At 54.6% G+C, this 17,189-nt stretch carries 17 protein-coding genes; 12 read left to right on the top strand and 5 right to left on the bottom strand.

The annotated features are described in order from the left end of the window. The first annotated feature begins 84 nt into the window (after nt 1–84). The gene (locus HQL76_15170; protein ID MBF0110507.1) at nt 85–1,119 is read left to right on the top strand and encodes a hypothetical protein; all 1,035 of its coding nucleotides are present in this window, start codon (nt 85–87) and stop codon (nt 1,117–1,119) included. On the opposite strand, the gene HQL76_15165 is transcribed toward HQL76_15170, so the two are convergent. Further along, nucleotides 1,059–2,393, bottom strand: coding sequence for a multifunctional CCA addition/repair protein (locus HQL76_15165; GenBank protein ID MBF0110506.1), 1,335 nt, complete (start codon nt 2,391–2,393; stop codon nt 1,059–1,061). The genes HQL76_15170 and HQL76_15165 overlap by 61 nt on opposite strands. 68 nt (nt 2,394–2,461) lie before the next feature. Next, entirely contained in the window at nt 2,462–2,614 is a 153-nt protein-coding gene (locus HQL76_15160; GenBank protein MBF0110505.1) for a hypothetical protein, read from the bottom strand. Nucleotides 2,615–2,792: 178 nt separating this feature from the next. Between HQL76_15160 and HQL76_15155 the strand changes: the two genes are divergently transcribed. The 4 genes from HQL76_15155 (at nt 2,793) to HQL76_15140 (ending at nt 6,493) form a co-directional block, all read left to right on the top strand. Further along, nucleotides 2,793–4,118: a nucleotide sugar dehydrogenase gene (locus HQL76_15155; GenBank protein MBF0110504.1), complete on the top strand. Its 1,326-nt coding sequence runs from the start codon at nt 2,793–2,795 to the stop codon at nt 4,116–4,118. Further along, a complete protein-coding gene (locus tag HQL76_15150; GenBank protein MBF0110503.1) occupies nt 4,115–5,335 on the top strand; it encodes a glycosyltransferase in 1,221 nt (406 codons plus the stop codon). Before HQL76_15155 ends, HQL76_15150 begins: the two co-directional genes overlap by 4 nt. Before the next feature lie 183 nt (nt 5,336–5,518). Beyond that, the gene (locus tag HQL76_15145; protein MBF0110502.1) at nt 5,519–5,950 is read left to right on the top strand and encodes a hypothetical protein; all 432 of its coding nucleotides are present in this window, start codon (nt 5,519–5,521) and stop codon (nt 5,948–5,950) included. Nucleotides 5,951–5,956: 6 nt separating this feature from the next. After that, nucleotides 5,957–6,493 carry a hypothetical protein gene (locus HQL76_15140; GenBank protein MBF0110501.1) on the top strand — a complete coding sequence of 179 codons (537 nt, stop codon included), beginning with the start codon at nt 5,957–5,959 and terminating at the stop codon, nt 6,491–6,493. Nucleotides 6,494–6,518: 25 nt separating this feature from the next. Here the strand turns inward: HQL76_15140 and HQL76_15135 are convergent, their stop codons facing one another. Continuing rightward, complete coding sequence (locus HQL76_15135) at nt 6,519–6,908, bottom strand: hypothetical protein (GenBank protein ID MBF0110500.1); 390 nt, start codon at nt 6,906–6,908, stop codon at nt 6,519–6,521. Nucleotides 6,909–7,179: 271 nt separating this feature from the next. On the opposite strand from HQL76_15135, the gene nfo reads away from it, so the two are divergent. Beyond that, nucleotides 7,180–8,043: a deoxyribonuclease IV gene (nfo, locus tag HQL76_15130; GenBank protein ID MBF0110499.1), complete on the top strand. Its 864-nt coding sequence runs from the start codon at nt 7,180–7,182 to the stop codon at nt 8,041–8,043. On the opposite strand, the gene HQL76_15125 is transcribed toward nfo, so the two are convergent. Continuing rightward, nucleotides 8,044–8,574: a c-type cytochrome gene (locus HQL76_15125; GenBank protein ID MBF0110498.1), complete on the bottom strand. Its 531-nt coding sequence runs from the start codon at nt 8,572–8,574 to the stop codon at nt 8,044–8,046. A 383-nt stretch (nt 8,575–8,957) separates the two neighbouring features. On the opposite strand from HQL76_15125, the gene HQL76_15120 reads away from it, so the two are divergent. From HQL76_15120 to HQL76_15100, 5 genes are all read left to right on the top strand, one after another. Further along, the gene (locus HQL76_15120) at nt 8,958–10,664 is read left to right on the top strand and encodes a phospholipase (GenBank protein MBF0110497.1); all 1,707 of its coding nucleotides are present in this window, start codon (nt 8,958–8,960) and stop codon (nt 10,662–10,664) included. A gap of 279 nt (nt 10,665–10,943) precedes the next feature. After that, nucleotides 10,944–11,159, top strand: coding sequence for a hypothetical protein (locus HQL76_15115; GenBank protein MBF0110496.1), 216 nt, complete (start codon nt 10,944–10,946; stop codon nt 11,157–11,159). After that, on the top strand, nt 11,156–12,205 hold the full coding sequence (locus tag HQL76_15110; protein ID MBF0110495.1) for a hypothetical protein: 1,050 nt from the start codon (nt 11,156–11,158) through the stop codon (nt 12,203–12,205). Before HQL76_15115 ends, HQL76_15110 begins: the two co-directional genes overlap by 4 nt. 273 nt (nt 12,206–12,478) lie before the next feature. Next, entirely contained in the window at nt 12,479–13,222 is a 744-nt protein-coding gene (locus HQL76_15105) for a class I SAM-dependent methyltransferase (GenBank protein ID MBF0110494.1), read from the top strand. A gap of 305 nt (nt 13,223–13,527) precedes the next feature. Next, on the top strand, nt 13,528–13,860 hold the full coding sequence (locus tag HQL76_15100) for a hypothetical protein (protein ID MBF0110493.1): 333 nt from the start codon (nt 13,528–13,530) through the stop codon (nt 13,858–13,860). A gap of 181 nt (nt 13,861–14,041) precedes the next feature. Here the strand turns inward: HQL76_15100 and HQL76_15095 are convergent, their stop codons facing one another. Continuing rightward, nucleotides 14,042–14,464: a hypothetical protein gene (locus HQL76_15095; GenBank protein ID MBF0110492.1), complete on the bottom strand. Its 423-nt coding sequence runs from the start codon at nt 14,462–14,464 to the stop codon at nt 14,042–14,044. A gap of 301 nt (nt 14,465–14,765) precedes the next feature. Between HQL76_15095 and HQL76_15090 the strand changes: the two genes are divergently transcribed. Continuing rightward, complete coding sequence (locus tag HQL76_15090; GenBank protein MBF0110491.1) at nt 14,766–17,030, top strand: methyl-accepting chemotaxis protein; 2,265 nt, start codon at nt 14,766–14,768, stop codon at nt 17,028–17,030. Nucleotides 17,031–17,189: the final 159 nt, after the last annotated feature.

The raw sequence follows: 17,189 nt of genomic DNA, 5'->3' as shown, positions 1-17,189 counted from the left end.
AATCTACCCCAACAAGGCAAACAGATGGAATGGACGTTGTCGGATCTCATGGGGTAGAATCGCCCAGGGAGGAAAAAAAACATCATGGGAAACACGATCGCATTCGATACCCACGCTTACGTCAAGAAACTTCGGGAAGCGGGGGTGGAGGAACGGCAGGCGGAGGTCCAGGCGGAAGCCCTGGTCAACCTGGTGGAGGATCGTTTAGCCACCAAAAGGGATGTCGCCGACCTGAAAAGGGACCTCGAGAAAATCCGCTCGGACCTGCAACGTGACCTCAAGGAAATGGACACCAGGACCGAGACCCGGTTCAAGGAACTCGACAGCCAGACTGCGACCCGATTCAAGGAACTCGACAGCCAGACTGCGACCCAATTCAAGGAACTTGATACCAAGACCGAGACCCAATTCAGGGAATTCGACATCAAAGCCGAAGCCCGGTTCAAGGAACTGGAAAGCCAGACAGTGACCCGATTCAAGGAACTGGAAAGCCAGACAGCGATCCAATTCAGGGAATTCGACGTCAAAGCCGAAGCCCGATCCAGGGAACTCGAAGCCAGGGTCGCAACCCGCTTCAAAGAGCTTGAAAGCCAGACGGATACCCGATTCAAGGAACTGGAAAGCCAGACAGCGATCCAATTCAGGGAATTCGACACCAAGGCCGAAACCCGATCCAAAGAACTCGAAGCCAGGGTCGCAACCCGCTTCAAAGAGCTTGAAAGCCAGACGGATACCCGATTCAAGGAACTGGAAAGCCAGACAGCGATCCAATTCAGGGAATTCGACACCAAGGCCGAAACCCGATCCAAGGAACTCGAAGCCAGGGTCGCGACCCGCTTCAAGGAACTGGAGAGCCAGACGGATACCCGATTCAAGGAACTCGATACCAAAACCGAAACCCGATCCAAGGAACTCGATATCAAGATGGAAACCAGGCTGAAAGAACTTGAACTGAGAATGGTCATCAAAATGGGGGCGATGCTTCTGACCGCGGTAGGATTGCTGGTGACAGCCCAGAGGCTCTGGCCCATTCCCGTTCAATTCATCCCCGGTCCCAATCAGGAGATGCACCGGACAACACCGGTCCCCAACTCCGTTCCCGAGGCGCCCAGGAACTGATCCGTCGGCGGAAAATGACGTTCGCCCCCCCGCCCCTTGTCCCGGTCGCGCAGGACTGAGGCAAGGACGTTCTTGATGGCCTGGATTCTTTTCTGCAACAAAGCCCGGCCCAGGGCGGAACCGCTCAACCCCTGGTCGCGCAACGCGACCGCCTTGCACGAACGGGCCGCGTCGAGACAGGCCAAAAGCAGGGCCATGGCCTCATCCCGAGTCACATGCTTCCCCGTCCGCCGCCACCGATCCGCCTGACAGACGATCAACATTCGATTGAGACTTTCTGTTTCATGAAAGGCGTGCATCGATTCGAGAATTTTGAGAATGGTGCGGGGTCGCAATTCGGGTAAACGATGGATCACCATGTGAAAACGGGCCGTCTGCATGGCCAGAAAACGGAAACGGACGGGAATGCACAACCGGCGGGCCATTTTTTCGATGCGCAAAACGCCACTCTGGTCATGACCATGATGATGAGGCAACAGGTTCCTGGGGGTCTCCCCCTTGCCCAGATCATGGGTCAGGGCGGCAAAACGAACCAGGGGATCGGCGGACAGCCGGCTTGCCTGGGCCAACACCTCCAAAGTATGTTGCCAGGCATCCCCCTCCGGATGATACTGGACGGGCTGGGTTTGATCGATCAGGCTCGCCAACTCCGGGAAAAGGGGTTCAAGGGCGCCGCACCGTTGCAAGACCAGAAAAAACATCTCCGGATGGGGCGTCCCGAGCGCATTTTCCGTTTCCTGCCAGACGCGCTCCGCCGAAAGGGTCGCCAATTCCCCACCACCGGAAATCCGGCCCATCAGCGCCATGGTTTCCGGGGCGATCGAAAAGCCCAAATGATGCAGACGAGCCTGAAAACGCGCCACCCTCAGGACCCGCAACGGATCCTCGGCGAAGGCAGAGGAAACATGGCGCAAGATCCGCCGTTCCAGATCGTCCCTCCCCGAAAACGGATCGATGATCCGCCCCGATGCATCCATGGCCATGGCGTTGACCGTAAGATCGCGCCGAAACAGATCCTCCCTCAAGGTCACGTCGGGTCCGAAATCGACGCCAAAGCCACGATATCCCGGCCCCGTTTTGCGCTCCCTGCGGGCCAGGGCATACTCCTCGCCCGTGACCGGATGCAGAAAAACCGGAAACGCCCTTCCGACCTGTTTGAATCCCAAAGACGCCATCAACTCCGGCGTCGCCCCCAGGACCACCCGGTCCCGATCGGTCACGGGCAGCCCCAGGAGACCGTCACGAACCGCTCCCCCGACCGTGTACACATGAATGCCGGCATTTGCCAATTCTTCAAGAATCATGATCTACCGATGACGCGCCGCTTGGGAAACAAATCAAATCACCCCCCCGGAGACAATCCCCCATCATTATCGATCATTTCTTCCGCCCTGTAGACCCGATCTTCATGCTCGCCGCCCGTCTGTCCGGATGCCAATCCTCCCCCGGACATTCCCTTCCCGCGAACATCGTCCACCAGGGCCAATCTGGTCAACTTATCACGCGACCATCGCTCATGAATAGAATTCTTTCCGATATTTCTCGCTGTTACGATGATCATCCGGGCATGGCTATTGCAGTTACGCGACACCTCATGGTAAAAATTTTATTCGAGAGGACCGAAACTTCCGAACAATAACGAAAGTTGCATCGCCCCTGGATTGTGAAACCCGATGAAAATCAGCATTTTTGGCATGGGCTACGTGGGATGTGTCTCGGCTGCCTGCCTGGCGGGAGAACACCATCACGTCGTCGGCGTCGATGTGTCGGAGCAGAAGGTCGCCATGCTCAATGAAGGTCGCTCGCCGGTGGAAGAGGATCGACTGCCGGACATGCTGCGCCGGGCGGTGGCGGCGCGACATCTGGTGGCGACCTGCGACTCCCGCCGCGCCGTCCACGAAACCGATCTCAGCCTGGTGGCCGTCGGCACCCCCTCCGGAGCGGATGGAGCCCTGGAATTGGGATACCTGAAGGGGGTGACCCGGGAAATCGCCGCCGCCCTGAGGGAAAAAGGCACGCCTCACTGTGTCGTCTACCGCTCCACCGTTCTGCCAGGGACGACCGAGAAGATCCTCATCCCTCTCCTTCTGGAAGGGTCGGGACGCACCCTGGGACAGGATTTGTTCGTTTGCTACAATCCGGAATTTCTCCGCGAGGGTTCCAGCATCCGTGATTTCTTCCACCCCCCGTTCACCATCATCGGCGCCAACGACGAATCGACTTTTCATCAGGTGGCGCAACTCTACCAAGGCATTCAAGGAGAAATCCTCCGTTGTTCGTTTCAGGCGGCGGAATCGCTGAAAACCTTGTGCAATGTCTTTCATGCCCTCAAAATCGCCTTCGCCAACGAAGCCGCCTCGGTGCTTCATGGCTGTGGCACCGACACGCTGGAGGCATTCGACCTGTTTCTCAAGGATGACAAACTCAACCTGTCCGGTGCCTATTTGCGGCCCGGATTTTCCTTTGGCGGCTCCTGTCTGCCCAAGGATGTCCAGGCGCTGGCGACCCTGGGAAGGGCCCATGGCATCGAAACCCCCTTATTGTCAAGCATCAACGCCAGCAATGAGGCCCATCTTGACCGTGCCATGAAACTGCTGGAAGATCGCGGGGAAAGGAAGATTTCGTTGTTGGGAATTTCCTTCAAACCGGGAACCGACGATCTGCGCGAAAGCCCTGCCCTGCGCCTCGCGTCGCAACTGGTCCGCAAAGGGTTCGACCTCAAGATCCACGACCCCATCGTGCGCATGGAAAACCTGCTTGGAGCCAACCTGCATCACATGCAACGGGTGCTGCCCGAGCTTGGCCGATTCCTGGACCACGACCTGGACCGGGTCCTCGATCATGGCGCCCTCTGGGTCATGGCCCACGCCAGCCCCGCGGTTCGACAACATCTCAAGGAACGTGTCTCCAGGTCCCCCATTCTCGACCTTTCGGGCGCCTTCTCCGTGGATGGAGCCATTTTTTCCTGTCAAGGATTGTGTTGGACCCCCGCGTCATGACCCCTCCCCCACTCCCGCGGATCCTCTTCGCGACGCCCCGGTTTCTTTTTCCACTGGATACGGGCGGCCAGATTCGCAGCGCCAAGATTCTTCGCGCAGCCCACGGAACGTTGCTGCACGTCACCCTGATGTCCCCGGCCACCCCGGAGCAGATCCATGCCCACGCCGAGGAACTCAAGGGTGTCTGTGACCGGTTCATCCCCTACGCCCCCCGTTGGCGACATCCTCTGGTTCGCTCACTGGGACGGATTCTTTCGCTCCTGGGACCGTGGCCCGTTTCCGTGGCGACCGACTATTCCCCCTCCTTCCGGAAACGACTCCGGGAAGAACGGCAACAGGGAAACCATTGCGCCGAAGTCTGCGATTTCATTCATCTTTCGGTCAATCATGACCAGATTCCGGACGATATTCCGGTCATTCTGTTCACCCATAATGTCGAACAGGAAATTTTTCAGCGGCGCATGGAAATCGCCACTGCCTGGTGGGAACGATGGCTGTGGCGCAACCAATACCAAAAAATGCGGCGTCTCGAACAGACGATGGTGCCCCTGTTTCCCCGGATACTGACCGTATCGGAACGGGATACCCTGTTTTTCCGCACGGATCCGGGACATCCCGACGTCCGCACCATTCCCACGGGGGTCGATTTCGAACGCCTCCCCTGGCGGCCCCCCGCCGAGCCCCCGGAGGTGGTGTTCATCGGATCGATGGATGCCCATCAGAATGTCGAAGGAGTGCAATGGTTCCTGCGCGACATCTGGCCACACCTGTCGCAGCGCGTTCCCGACGCCCGGATCCGGGTCATCGGTCGTCATCCACCACGATCCCTGACCTCGGCCCATGAACACGACCCAAGGGTCATCTTCACCGGATGGGTCGCCGATGTCGCCAAGGAATCCCGACAAGGCCGACTGCTCGCGGTTCCCCTCCGGGTCGGCGGCGGCACCCGGATCAAGATCTACGAGGCCATGGCCCTCGGACTTCCCGTGGTTTCGACCGCCGTCGGCGCCGAAGGGCTCGAACTGACCCCCGGCATCCACTATCTTGAAGCGGATCATCCCCTGGCGTTCGCCGATGCGGTCGCCACGCTGCTGGAAGACCGGCAAAAATGCCTCGAACTGTCGCAAGCAGCCCGAAAACAGGTGGAAAACTGCTGCGGTTGGAAACGGGCCGCCGAGGTGCTCCGGGCGGCATGCACCGATCCAGCGGCGCATTGACCGATCCGTTCCCGTCATACAATAAAAAAATCCACGTCCCGTATTTCGTTTCATGAATATTTCTTGACGTTCATCCAGTTTTTTTGATAAACTGGCATTCATAAGGATAATATCTGGAATCAGTGATACAGGATTGGCGGGACAGGATCGTGGAATCCACAGCCACTCCCGGAGCAAAGACGAATGGACAAAAAGCTGAACTGTTGGGATCATTTCACCTGTGGCCGCAGCCGATACAGCAAAAAACTTGAAGGAAGTTACTGTCCGGCAAGTCTGATCGGTTCCTACAATGGCGTCAATGACGGGGTTGCTGCGGGAAGGGCCTGCTGGGACATCGAAGGGACGCTGTGTGCCACATCCGCCTGTGGCAATGCACAGGATGAACGCGGCACCCTGCTCTTCAAACAGGCCCGATGCAGCCGATGCGAATTCAAATCCATGGTCCAACAGGAAGAGGGGCCCAATTTCAAGGAAAGCAAACGTGTCCCCGCCACCGATCCGCACGGCACTGTCGCGGAAAAAAAAGAACGTCCCTCCTGGATGCCCCTGGCCGAGAATCATGCCCGATCCTGGCAACCGTCCCCCCGTGGCACCGGAACACCAGGAAGGAGATGATCTTTAGTGAAAACCGACGAGGAAATCCTGGACCGCATCCATGAACTGGAGAACAGCGACTTCTTCAAATGGGAATCCAACCTGCTGATCACCTTTCTTCCACTGTCGCTGGCACAACCGCTGCTTGCGGAACGCAACCTGCTTCCGACCGATCAGTGGATCGATCAGGACCGTTCGCCAGGGGCATTGCTTGAGAAAGTGGCCCGGTTCATGGAAACGGCCCTGGAGATGGTCATTCACCACCGGGGGACGAAAACACAACGCGCGATCGATTATCTCCACGCCTGGATCTGGTTGATGGACGACGAAGCCATGTTGGCCTTCATGGACGATCCCGACAACTTTCCCCAATATGGCGCCCCCATTCTCAAGGAAATCTGCCGGCACTACCAGTTGCCCTGGCCCGACGGCAACCCTGGACTGGAACGAATGGCCCTGGGAGATCCCTGCCAACCCCAGGGATGTCCCTTCAACGGTTGCATCGCCGACTGGCGCCCGGAACAAACAACCCGTCAAAGCGAACCACAGGGTCCGGTTCATTGACGCATCCGATTGCCACACCCTCCGTTCAATGCACGCCGCGGCCACCGTCGGAAAGACGGGCACCATTGGCGATATCTTCCCCTTTCAGGCAGAGCGCCATGTAGCCGATCAAGAGATCCATCGCCTGTCGCTCGGCATCACGCACAATCTCGGTCGTTGCCACGGCATGCTTGAAAAGAGTCCGTCCCATGTCCACGGAAGCCAGACCAAGGGTTTTCATGGCCTTGTGTGGGGCCGTTTCCCGAACCACCGTCCCCAGGTGCCCGCGGGTCATCCGGACCAGGGTTTCGGAAACTTCCATCTGTTGCGACAGACAATCCCAACCCGATTCCTTGCCGATTTCCTGAAGGGACAACAATAAATCAAGTTCGTCGCAGTACATCCTCCCCGCCAAACCTGGCATCGATGCGATCATGGTATCCACCTTTCCTCAAGCTGATGTGTACGTCATGTTGCAACGCAGCATAACCCTGTCGATCGACCCCGGTCAAGTGCTATTGCAAAGAATTTTTGTATTTCCTTATTTTTCTGCCGCATCCCTTTTCAAGTCCATTCGGGCCAAGGATCGGCGATCGACCACGACCCATGGCGTTCACCACTTTGGACACGTTAGACTGGCTGCCAACCGGTGGTTTGATCGATCCACCGCATCATTCCATCGACAACCCCTTTCTGGAAAACGTTCCATGAAACGTGTCGGCGCCCATGTTTCCGCGGCCCTCGGAATCCACAACGCCCCCGCCAACGCCCGGGCCATCGGGGCCAAGGCATTCGCCCTGTTCACGAAAAACCAGAAGCAGTGGGCCGCCAGACCTCTGACCACGCAGGAAACAGACCAGTTCCATCGCAACATGGAAGCGGGAGGTTTCCGACCGAGGGATGTCCTGCCCCATGATGGTTATCTGATCAATCTGGGCAATCCCGATGACGCCGCGCGGGAAAAGTCCTTGGCATCATTCATCGAGGAACTTGAACGCTGCCGGCAACTCGGTCTTGTGTACCTTAATTTTCACCCTGGGAGCCACCTGAAGAAACTTTCGGTTTCCGCATGCCTGAGCCGCATCGCCGAATCGATCAACCGTGCCCTCGATGCCACGTCCGGCGTGACGGCGGTGATCGAAAACACGGCGGGTCAGGGAACCAATCTGGGCCACACCTTCGAACAGATTGCCGAACTGATCGTCCAGGTGGAGGACACATCGCGCATTGGTGTCTGTCTGGACACCTGCCATGTCTTCACCTCAGGTTACGACCTGCGCACCCCGGAGGCCTATCGGGCAACGATGAAGCTGTTCGACCAGGTGGTTGGCCTGGGTCATCTCAAAGGGATGCATCTGAACGATTCCAAACCCGATCTGGGCAGCCGGGTGGATCGCCATGAAAGCCTGGGGCGGGGCAAACTTGGACTGACCCCGTTTGGCCTGATCATGAACGATCCGGCCCTGGATGAAATGCCCCTGATCCTCGAAACCATCGACCCGGACTTGTGGCCCGAGGAGATCGCGATGCTTTACGGAATGGTTGCCGCACAGGCGCCTGACGGGTCCTGATCAAGGGACATGATCACCGTTTAAGTCTCCTCCGGGTTGTCGGGTCAATGTTTTCAGGTAAGCGATCAGGTCCCGCCGTTCCGAGGGTTTGCGGAACCCGTCAAACGGCTCGTAGTGCCCTTCCGAGGCCAGGGAGGCACGCACCAATTCCAGGCTTTTGCCCGACTCGGAAAAACCGCTTGTCGCGGAAATCCCCGGGTCCCAGGCACTCATGCGGTTGTTGGGGATCAGACCACGGGGATCCTCGAGGAATCGATCCAGATTTTCCACGGTCCAGCGCAAATCCCCTTTCTTTCGCCGCTCCTGAAAAGAGGGAGAATAATTGAACCCTTCCACCTGTCCCACGGGCCGTCCCACAAGCCCCCACAGGGGGGGGCCGTGATGAATGGAAGATCCGGATGTCAGGTCATGGCAAGGGGCGCAGAATTCCTCGGCGATTTTCTGTCCATTTTTTACCTCCTGCCCATGCGTACACCCCGCCACCCCCCCGAAGAGGACCAGGATACAAGGAATCAAACCCCACCCATTCACGGTTCCCCCCCACAGCTGCTGGTGAATGCCTCCCACGTTCACCCCGAACCTTGACGCAACGAGACCGGAAATGCGACCAGCCCCGGAAAATCATCTTGCGTTGCGATAATTCTGACATGAAGGATGACGGTTTTCCATCAAAATCGAGGACCGAATCGTTGATCGCCATCGACGCTTCACGTCACATGAGACCATAAAACATTTTGTTCCCGAAATTTTTCAATTTCCTCAGGTAATAATATCGGAAAAAATTTCAAATGTAGACAAATATTAATTGTATGTCAATATATTATAGAAATATTTATTATTCATGTTTAAAAACTTTGCTGTAAGTAAAATTAATATTGACAAAAAATGTTCATTATCATATAAAGGCTTGATAGATGAACGAGATCTGGCGCAGGTATTCCTTCCAAATCTGTCCTTCAATGGCGAAAATGATGACGACGAGCAAAAATATAACGGTTGCTGATAGCGCAATGTTCATGGTCAAAGGCGGTATAACCATCAAGACTGTCGAACATAAAGAACTCCAAGAACATCAAACGGTTGTTCTGAAAACAAAGTTTCTTCCAAACCCTTTCCGGAAGCTCGCGCGTATTCCGACATTAAAGGGGAGGTTGCTCTTCGAATCGGCGGAGCATGTAGCTCTTGGCGATCAGATCGAACTGATGGTGCCGGAGACTGACAGTCCAGTATCCGCGCATTCCTTGAAAATTTCACTGGCGAACGGTCTGTCGCTTACTTATGGCCAGATTCTGGCCCTTGGCGGCGACTTCTATGGAGTACCGTACCGTCCCATCTCCTCGGGGGTTGGCACATCCTGGCAAACCGAAAATTTTTTCGCCGCCTTCAATTCACTGGCAACCGAGCCTTCGGCAAAGGATGAGGCCACCGCCATTTTGAAGTCCATGAAAATGGAAATCGATGCGGTCATTGAGGAAAAAACCAGCGGCGATTCCTTAACGGCGCAAGCTTACGACAAGATGGAAGAGAAATTGAATGCCGGTTACATCAAGGCCACGGGGGGCAAGGGGTACGTGGTGGGAGATATGGCCAGTCGCTATCTTCTTCTGGCCGCGACCAATATCGATCACTTTGGCGATGATGCCGTAACAGCGTATCGAATTGGCCACACTGCCGCCTTATTGGTAGCCCAGCAAGGGGCAAAGGAAAATGATTCCACCAATAAGCGGGCGCTTCTGATGAAGGCCTACGCCATGAACGCCTTTGCCGATCATTTTCTCACGGATCTCTTCTCGGCAGGCCACTTGCGGGTGCCGAGGAAAAGCTTGTTATCCATCTGCGGACTGTACTTTGGAAACTTCTGCGCCAAACACATGCACGACGAAGATTCGCGTTTTGGCCTGAACGTCAAAAATAAAAACGGTAAAATGTGGCGAACATATGGAGACAAGATGTATTTTGACACATGCAATTCGCTAAACAGAGCCATCGCCAAAAGTGCCGTTCAGGTGTCTGCAAACGAAGTTTACGAGGTATTTTCCAATGGGGTGTTTAATGTACAGGATAAATTAAAGGCGTTAGACTACATACCTGATCTTGTTGCAATTAATGATGTTGACAATAATGATCTTGGTAATTTTTCTCCCATGTTCCGATGGAATGGGGTGACTGTAACGACGAGGTCCAACCTTAACGATCTCAGCTCTTCCCAAACGGTCTTCTGGTCAACAGCCTTAACTCATTTTAAGTTCACGGGGAAAAATCCTTTCGAGTCCTATGCTCCCGTGCCGCCGGCAGGACGTTTGGCAGCCCCAGCGAAGGCGCCAGTGCTCAAGATGAGCGATGCGTCCGGCGAGAGGACTTCGCACCAGGAAGTGCGCTACGCATACACCCTTAAATCAGATGATAAATTCTTTGCTGAATCGAACCTTTCTCCGTGGTCTGACTACCTGTACATCCCAAACAATCGCTATCCATGCCTTTCAGATATCTTGACCGGTGGCGCAAACGTCCATCGTCGGATCGTCTATCGGCAATTCAAGGGAAAGGAATACGAATACGCCGGCGAAGTCAGGGATAATACCACGACCACATTCGATGACCGGTACTACCTGAAAAGATGATCGGACACGTAACTGTTTAGCCCCCACCACATTAAAATTATTGAAAGGAAAAAGGGGTCTGGGAATTGCCCCCAGGGTTTTGACTCTAAATAAAAAGCTTCATTCTTCGTTTTTGAATTTGCTTTTTAATTTAAACAAAGTCAAAAGCGAAGAATGAAGCTAATCAAAACCCTGGGAGCAATCCCCCAGACCCCTTTTTTCTTTCAATAATTTTCTAGGATGGGGTGAACGGTTACATCGGAACGGTTATTCGGACACATCTAAACAGGAGATTATTTCATGGGGGATAAGGAGATACATTTACAGACGATCAAGGTAAAGTATGATAATGGTATTCCTTTTGAACCAGACCTTTATATCAGCTTTATAGTGAATGGCAAGGTAGAAAAGACCGTCCGCACCGATGTAAACGGTGTGCTCGATATCAACAAAACCGTGAAAGAAGGTGATGTCGTTTCTTTGGCACTCAATGCGTTTGACGGAGATTTAAGATGACCAAATATGATGGAGTTCTTGTTCGAGACGGTAATGATGATGTTGGTGAGATCCCTTACAAAGGCGAGGAAATGGGCATGCCCTGCCATTCCCCCGATATCCTCCCGTTACAGTCAATTACCAGCGTTGCAACACTCATCAGCGCGTATGATAAGGGATATTCTGGCGATGACTCGGTCCAGATCGGACAGGCTACGACCATTTACGTTCGCGGCAAGAACGTTGGCACTTCTGACCATTCCGCGAGTGCCAAGCTCTATTACACTTTATGTTCATTGATGCTTCATCCGAAAAACTGGGTGAAGGTTTTTACCGGAGTGAATGGAGAGTACTCCGAAGACAAAGGCGTGGATCTCGTGGAGATGGTCAACCTGAATGGAAACACAACGCTCTCTAAGGAGCAAGTGGCCGTAACTCGGACACCTTTTTTCCTCTTGTTACCCACCCCAACCGACAGCTCTCTCCACTATTGCTTAATTTCTGAGATCGTGACCAAAGGCAAGGAAGTTACTATTCCAAAAGATTTCGCCACGGCAGGCGAATACATAAAATTTATTATCGATCATCCTGGTTTTGCCTACCGGAACCTTATTACAGTTTCTTCCAGTGTTTCGCAGATGAGTCAAACCGTGCATTACGGTAATCCGTCCAAAAAAGAAATATATGCCACCTTTTCGATCAAATGCACTAATGGCATTCCAAAGAATTCCACTGTAAAACTTACGCCAAGGACTCTCCTTCTCAAAGATGAAGATAAACAAAAAATACCCTATAAAATAAAAAGTAAAATACTTGATGATGATCATGAGGTAAATTTTTCCTGGAAGGTTCCAGCAAGCTACGATGGTATGTTGTTGATTGAAATCATCCCCCCTATTGGCGGCAGTTTCGATAAGGGTGCCAAGGTTAACGTCACTAAGTCGATGCCAGTTTTAGCGGTCGAGTCTGGTTATACTGGAAATGCCTTACGGGTTCTTCAGGAACGTGAGAATCAAGGGTACGTGTTGGAACGGACCGTTGGAGCAGTGACTTTCAAATTCACATAATTATCTTTCTTGGTCTTCTTGCATAAATTATCAGTACGCATCTTCTTCGAGATGCGTACTCCGATAAGATTCATTGCCAAATCCTTTTTTATTTGCTATACGTACCGTCAAAATTCTTCAATTGGAGCGTGCATGTTCAAGGATCTTGTTGTTCTCCACTGACCGGATTTTGCCTCTGGCATTTCGGTCAAACGGTTCGCCCCCACCTTTGGCATTTCGCCCATGGTGCGGGGATCTTTTTTCTATTGATACCGTTCCCTGGAGGATTCAACCGTGCATGATCCTTTTATTCAAGCACTCATCGACATTCACCGTGACTTGCCGCGCAAAGGCCCTGGCGACGACGCGCTTTTCCGTCAACTGATGGCACATGTCGGCCCCATGTTGCCTGCCAATCCCAGGATGGCCGACATGGGGTGCGGCAATGGTCACACCTCGTTCCTGCTCATCGAAGCACTGGGTGGTCATGTGACCGCAGTGGATTTCGCCGAGCCTTTCATCGACGAACTCAAACGACGCCTGACCCATGAGCCCATCACCCCCGTCCTCGGTGACATGCTCAATCCCGGTCTTGAACCTGAGAGCCTTGATCTTATCTGGTCTGAAGGGGCGGCGTTTGCCGTTGGAATTGAAAATGCGCTTAGTGCCTGGTTGTCCCTGCTGAAATCGGGGGGCGTCCTGGTGTTCTCCGATGCGGTGTGGTTCACGCCCAACCCGACTGCGGAAGTGTCTGCTTTTTGGGAAAAGGCCGATCCCAATATCCGCTCCGTTGGCGACAACATCAATCGGGCGGAACGGCTGGGGTACCGTTTCCTTGCTGCGCAGACCTTGCCCCAGGCATCATGGTGGACAAGTTACTACCATCCCATGAAAGAACACCTTGATCAACTTGAGTTGACCGTCGAATCGGGCTCTCTGATGATGGATCTGATCGCAGATGCCCGGAAGGAAGCGGATCTGTTCAAACGCCATGGCAATGAGTACGGCTACGCCTTCTTCGTACTGCAAAAGCAATAAAATGGGAGCAACCGGGAGGGGACCAACTTCCTCCCGGTTGCCCTTGATTTTTATTTCCTGTTCATCCTGGAACGCAATCTTCAAAGACATCTTTCCCCTTGGAAAAACAGGGGACAGTATACCATTTTTTGTTGGAGGCACGGGGTTGGACAAAAAATAGAGTGTCCCTGAATTCAACCAAGAAAGTGCTTGATGAATTCAAAAGGGGGGACGATAAGAGTTCATCGCATCCAGGAAATCTGGATATCTTTAATATTTTCACAAACATCCAACGCATTGCGCGGTTGCGGCAGGGAGTGAGGCCCATGAAGAAAAAAACAAGGAGATCCGCCTTGGCCCTCTTGGCGGTATTGACGGCGGTAACCCTGGGGTTTGGCCATCAGGCCAGGGCCCATGATCTGGTGACTGCGACCGTGGAAGGGACCGCCGCCGTCGCCGACATCGTGCTGGCCACGTCCCGTCTGGTCACGGTACCGATTTTCTACGTTCTCGGGCTCGACCCGCATCCGGTGGTGCATCCCCATCCGGTGGCCGTTCCGGTAGCCCCCGTCGCCGCCCCGGTCGCGATTGCCCGACCGCCGTTTGTCGTCGCAACACCAACCGTTCGCCCCTATTATGGCGGATTTTACGCCCAATGATCCCCGGTGGTCGATTCGCCCGCAGGTCCCTTGCCGACATCAAAATGGCCCATCCACGTCACGACAAACCAACCCATGCCGATCCAGGGGGATCATCCCCCTGGTGGGCCTGGTCATGACGCCCTTCGAGGATTGCGTCCCCTTTGGATCCATGAACACCACGCGCCACACAACCCAGAACCTAAGGGCCGAACACCCCCTGCCCCAGGGGCCAGAACCAGCCATCATGCCCCCCAGGAGCGATGCGTTGATTGTTTTGGCACGGCTTGAGGGCGAATCCCATGACCACCATGTGCGCAAACCCCTTGGCGCATGGCAGGAAGGATGGATGATCGACCTCCTGACAATAGGTGATGATGTTCCGGGCGTCTTCGATCAACATCCGGTCACAGACACAAGCCCCCATCCCTCCCGGGCGCAGATAGCACAAGTCATGGTTCCGGCATGCCGCATCCATCGCCGAGATCGGCCTCTTGTCCCATTGATTGTTGTCCACGCCGCAATAATGGCCATGTTGCAGAATGGCCAGGGCCGGTTCCACCCACGTCACCAGGGCCAGAAAGATCATGACTGCCAACAGCCGGTTCGTCGCGACTCGTTTCACCAGGTACCCCTTCAATGCATCGTGCAGCGTTGGTTCACCGCGCCCCTCGGACTGAACAGAAAAACGAAACCATCGGACAATAATCCCTTGACGATTCATGCAAAATTAGCACCAAGATCAAAGGTATCAGCATATTTTTCAGCATTTGTTGATCACGCATTAAAATTGGACGACTTTCTTTTCCAAATGAGTTATCCTTTCAACATCGGGTTGGATGCGAAATTTTGAACGATCGGCCCGTTATCAATAATTATGGTCCCGAACACAAATAAATTCATTTCATCGTCGCAAGGAGCATTCCATGTCCTTCCTTGGCAATCCTCGACTGAAAACCCGATTCATCCTCATGCTCCTGTTTCCGCTCGCCGGATTGCTCCTGTTCGGATGGCTGGGGGTTGCGGAGAAACAAAAAGTGCTTTCAAAAATGAAGGACATGGAACAATTGACTGCTCTGGCAGTGCGTCTTGGCGCCCTGGTCCACGAGGCGCAGAAGGAACGGGGAATGACCGCCGGATTTCTCGGCAGCAAGGGAGAAAAATTCAAGTCCGAGCTTCCAACGCAGCGCGAGGAGACCACGAAAAAGAGTGATCTGGTCCGCGAAACCCTGAAAACCCTCGATCCTCGAACCCTGGGCAAGGACTTTGCCGCCGTTCTCGCCGAAGGGGTGGGGCTTCTCGACGGTCTGGGTGACATTCGCCGCCGGGTCGATGGCCTGAACATTCCCTCCGACGAGGCGATCGGATATTACACCCGAATGAATGGCCGCTTCATCGATGCCATTGGGGAAATGTCCAAACTGGCGGTCGGGGATCTTTCCGCCATGGCGACGGCTTATGTCAATTTTCTCCTCGGCAAGGAACGTGCCGGAATCGAGCGGGCGGTATTGTCCAATACCTTCGCGCGCAATTCGTTCGGGCCGGGGATGTTTCGCAAATTCAGCACCCTGGTGACCGAACAGGATACCTATTTCCGCCTGTTTTCCTCCTTCGCCCCCGCCGAACAAAACGCCTTCTTCAAACAGAAACTTGAATCCACCGTCACGGCGGAGGTCCTGAAAATGCGAGAGATCGCCTTTGCCAAGGGCATCGCCTCGCAGAAGACGTTTTTTCTCACCAACATGCTCAACTCCCTGGGATACGGCGGCGCGGTTCACCATTTGAAGAATTTGACGGTCCATCGCGACCCCCGGACGGTCCCGGCATTGACAACGACCTTGAGCGAGGCCGTTCGATCGATCGACGGCTATCTGGCCCTTCCCGACTGTAGCGACGAAGAGAAACAACTCCTCGGTACCGTGCGGGAGGTCGTGGAACAGATGTCCTCGCGGCTCGGAAAGGTGCCGTCCATGCTCCAGGAAAATATCACGATCGAGGCCCTGGATCGGGCCGTTGCCGTCGATTCCGCTCCCGCCTTCGCCGCCATCGACAAGCTGATCACCCAAACGACGCCCGGCCAGTTCGGCATCGACCCGACCACCTGGTTCAAGACGATCACGGCAAAAATCGACATTCTCAAGGAGGTCGAAGACCGCCTATCCGCCGATCTTGCGCTGCGCACCAGTGAACTCAAGGAGGATGCCCAGAAGGGGTTCTGGGGTTACGCGATCGTCACGTTGTCCATCAGCATCGTCGCGGTATTCCTCGGAATCATTTTCTCCCGGGATATTCTGGGGCAATTGGGTGGAGAACCGGCGGCGGTGATGGAGATTGCCGCACGGGTATCTCAAGGTGATCTGACGATCCATTTCGACACCTCCACCCCGCCCAGAGGCATCTATGGGGCGATGGCCAGCATGGTTGCCAACCTGACGAAAACCATCTCCTGCGTCCAATCGGTGGGAGGTGAACTGACCAGTGGCAGCCAGAATGTCAGCGACAATGCCCTTTCGGTCTCCGAGGGGGCCACGGAACAAGCCGCATCGGTCGAGGAAACCTCCGCCGCCGTCGAACAGATGACCGCCAACATTCAACAAAACACCGAAAACGCCATCACCACCGAGGAACTTGCCCGACAGGCGGCCAAGGATGCCGATGTCAGTGGCGATGCGGTACGTCAGGCAGTCACGGCCATGAAGGAGATCGCCCAGAAGATCGGTATCATCGAGGAAATCGCCCGCCAGACCAATCTGTTGGCCCTGAACGCCGCCATCGAGGCGGCACGGGCGGGAGAACATGGCAAAGGGTTTGCCGTGGTGGCCGCCGAGGTGCGCAAACTGGCCGAACGAAGCCAGACAGCCGCCGGGGAGATCGGGACTCTGTCGGCATCGAGTGTCGAAGTGGCCGAACGGGCGGGGACCATGTTGGCCAAACTCGTTCCCGACATTCAGAAGACGGCGCAACTGGTCCAGGAAATCGCCTCATCCAGTCGCGAGCAAAACCAGGGAGCGGACCAGATCAATCAGGCCATTCAGCAACTCGACACCGTCATCCAACAAAATGCCGCCGCCTCGGAACAGCTTTCCTCCGCCGCATCCCAGTTGGCCCAGCATGCCCAGAATCTGGAGGAGACGATCGCTTTCTTCAAGGTCGGAGAGGCGACAAAATCGAGCCCGCACCTTGATCTGTAGGATGTGTCCCCATAAAAAATAATTATTAAAAGAAAAAAGGGGTCTGGGGGATTGCCCCCAGGGTTTTGACTTTGTTTTTGACTTTGTTTTTCACGCGCCATTTCACCCGAAGCGGTTTCTCGCGTGGTTTTTGCGAGAAACCGCGCAGGCGCGCGCCTT

Source organism: Magnetococcales bacterium (assembly GCA_015228815.1).
Lineage (GTDB): Bacteria > Pseudomonadota > Magnetococcia > Magnetococcales > UBA8363 > UBA8363.
The sequence above is the reverse complement of the archived record's forward strand: the minus strand, read 5'-3'. Positions and strand labels throughout refer to the sequence as shown.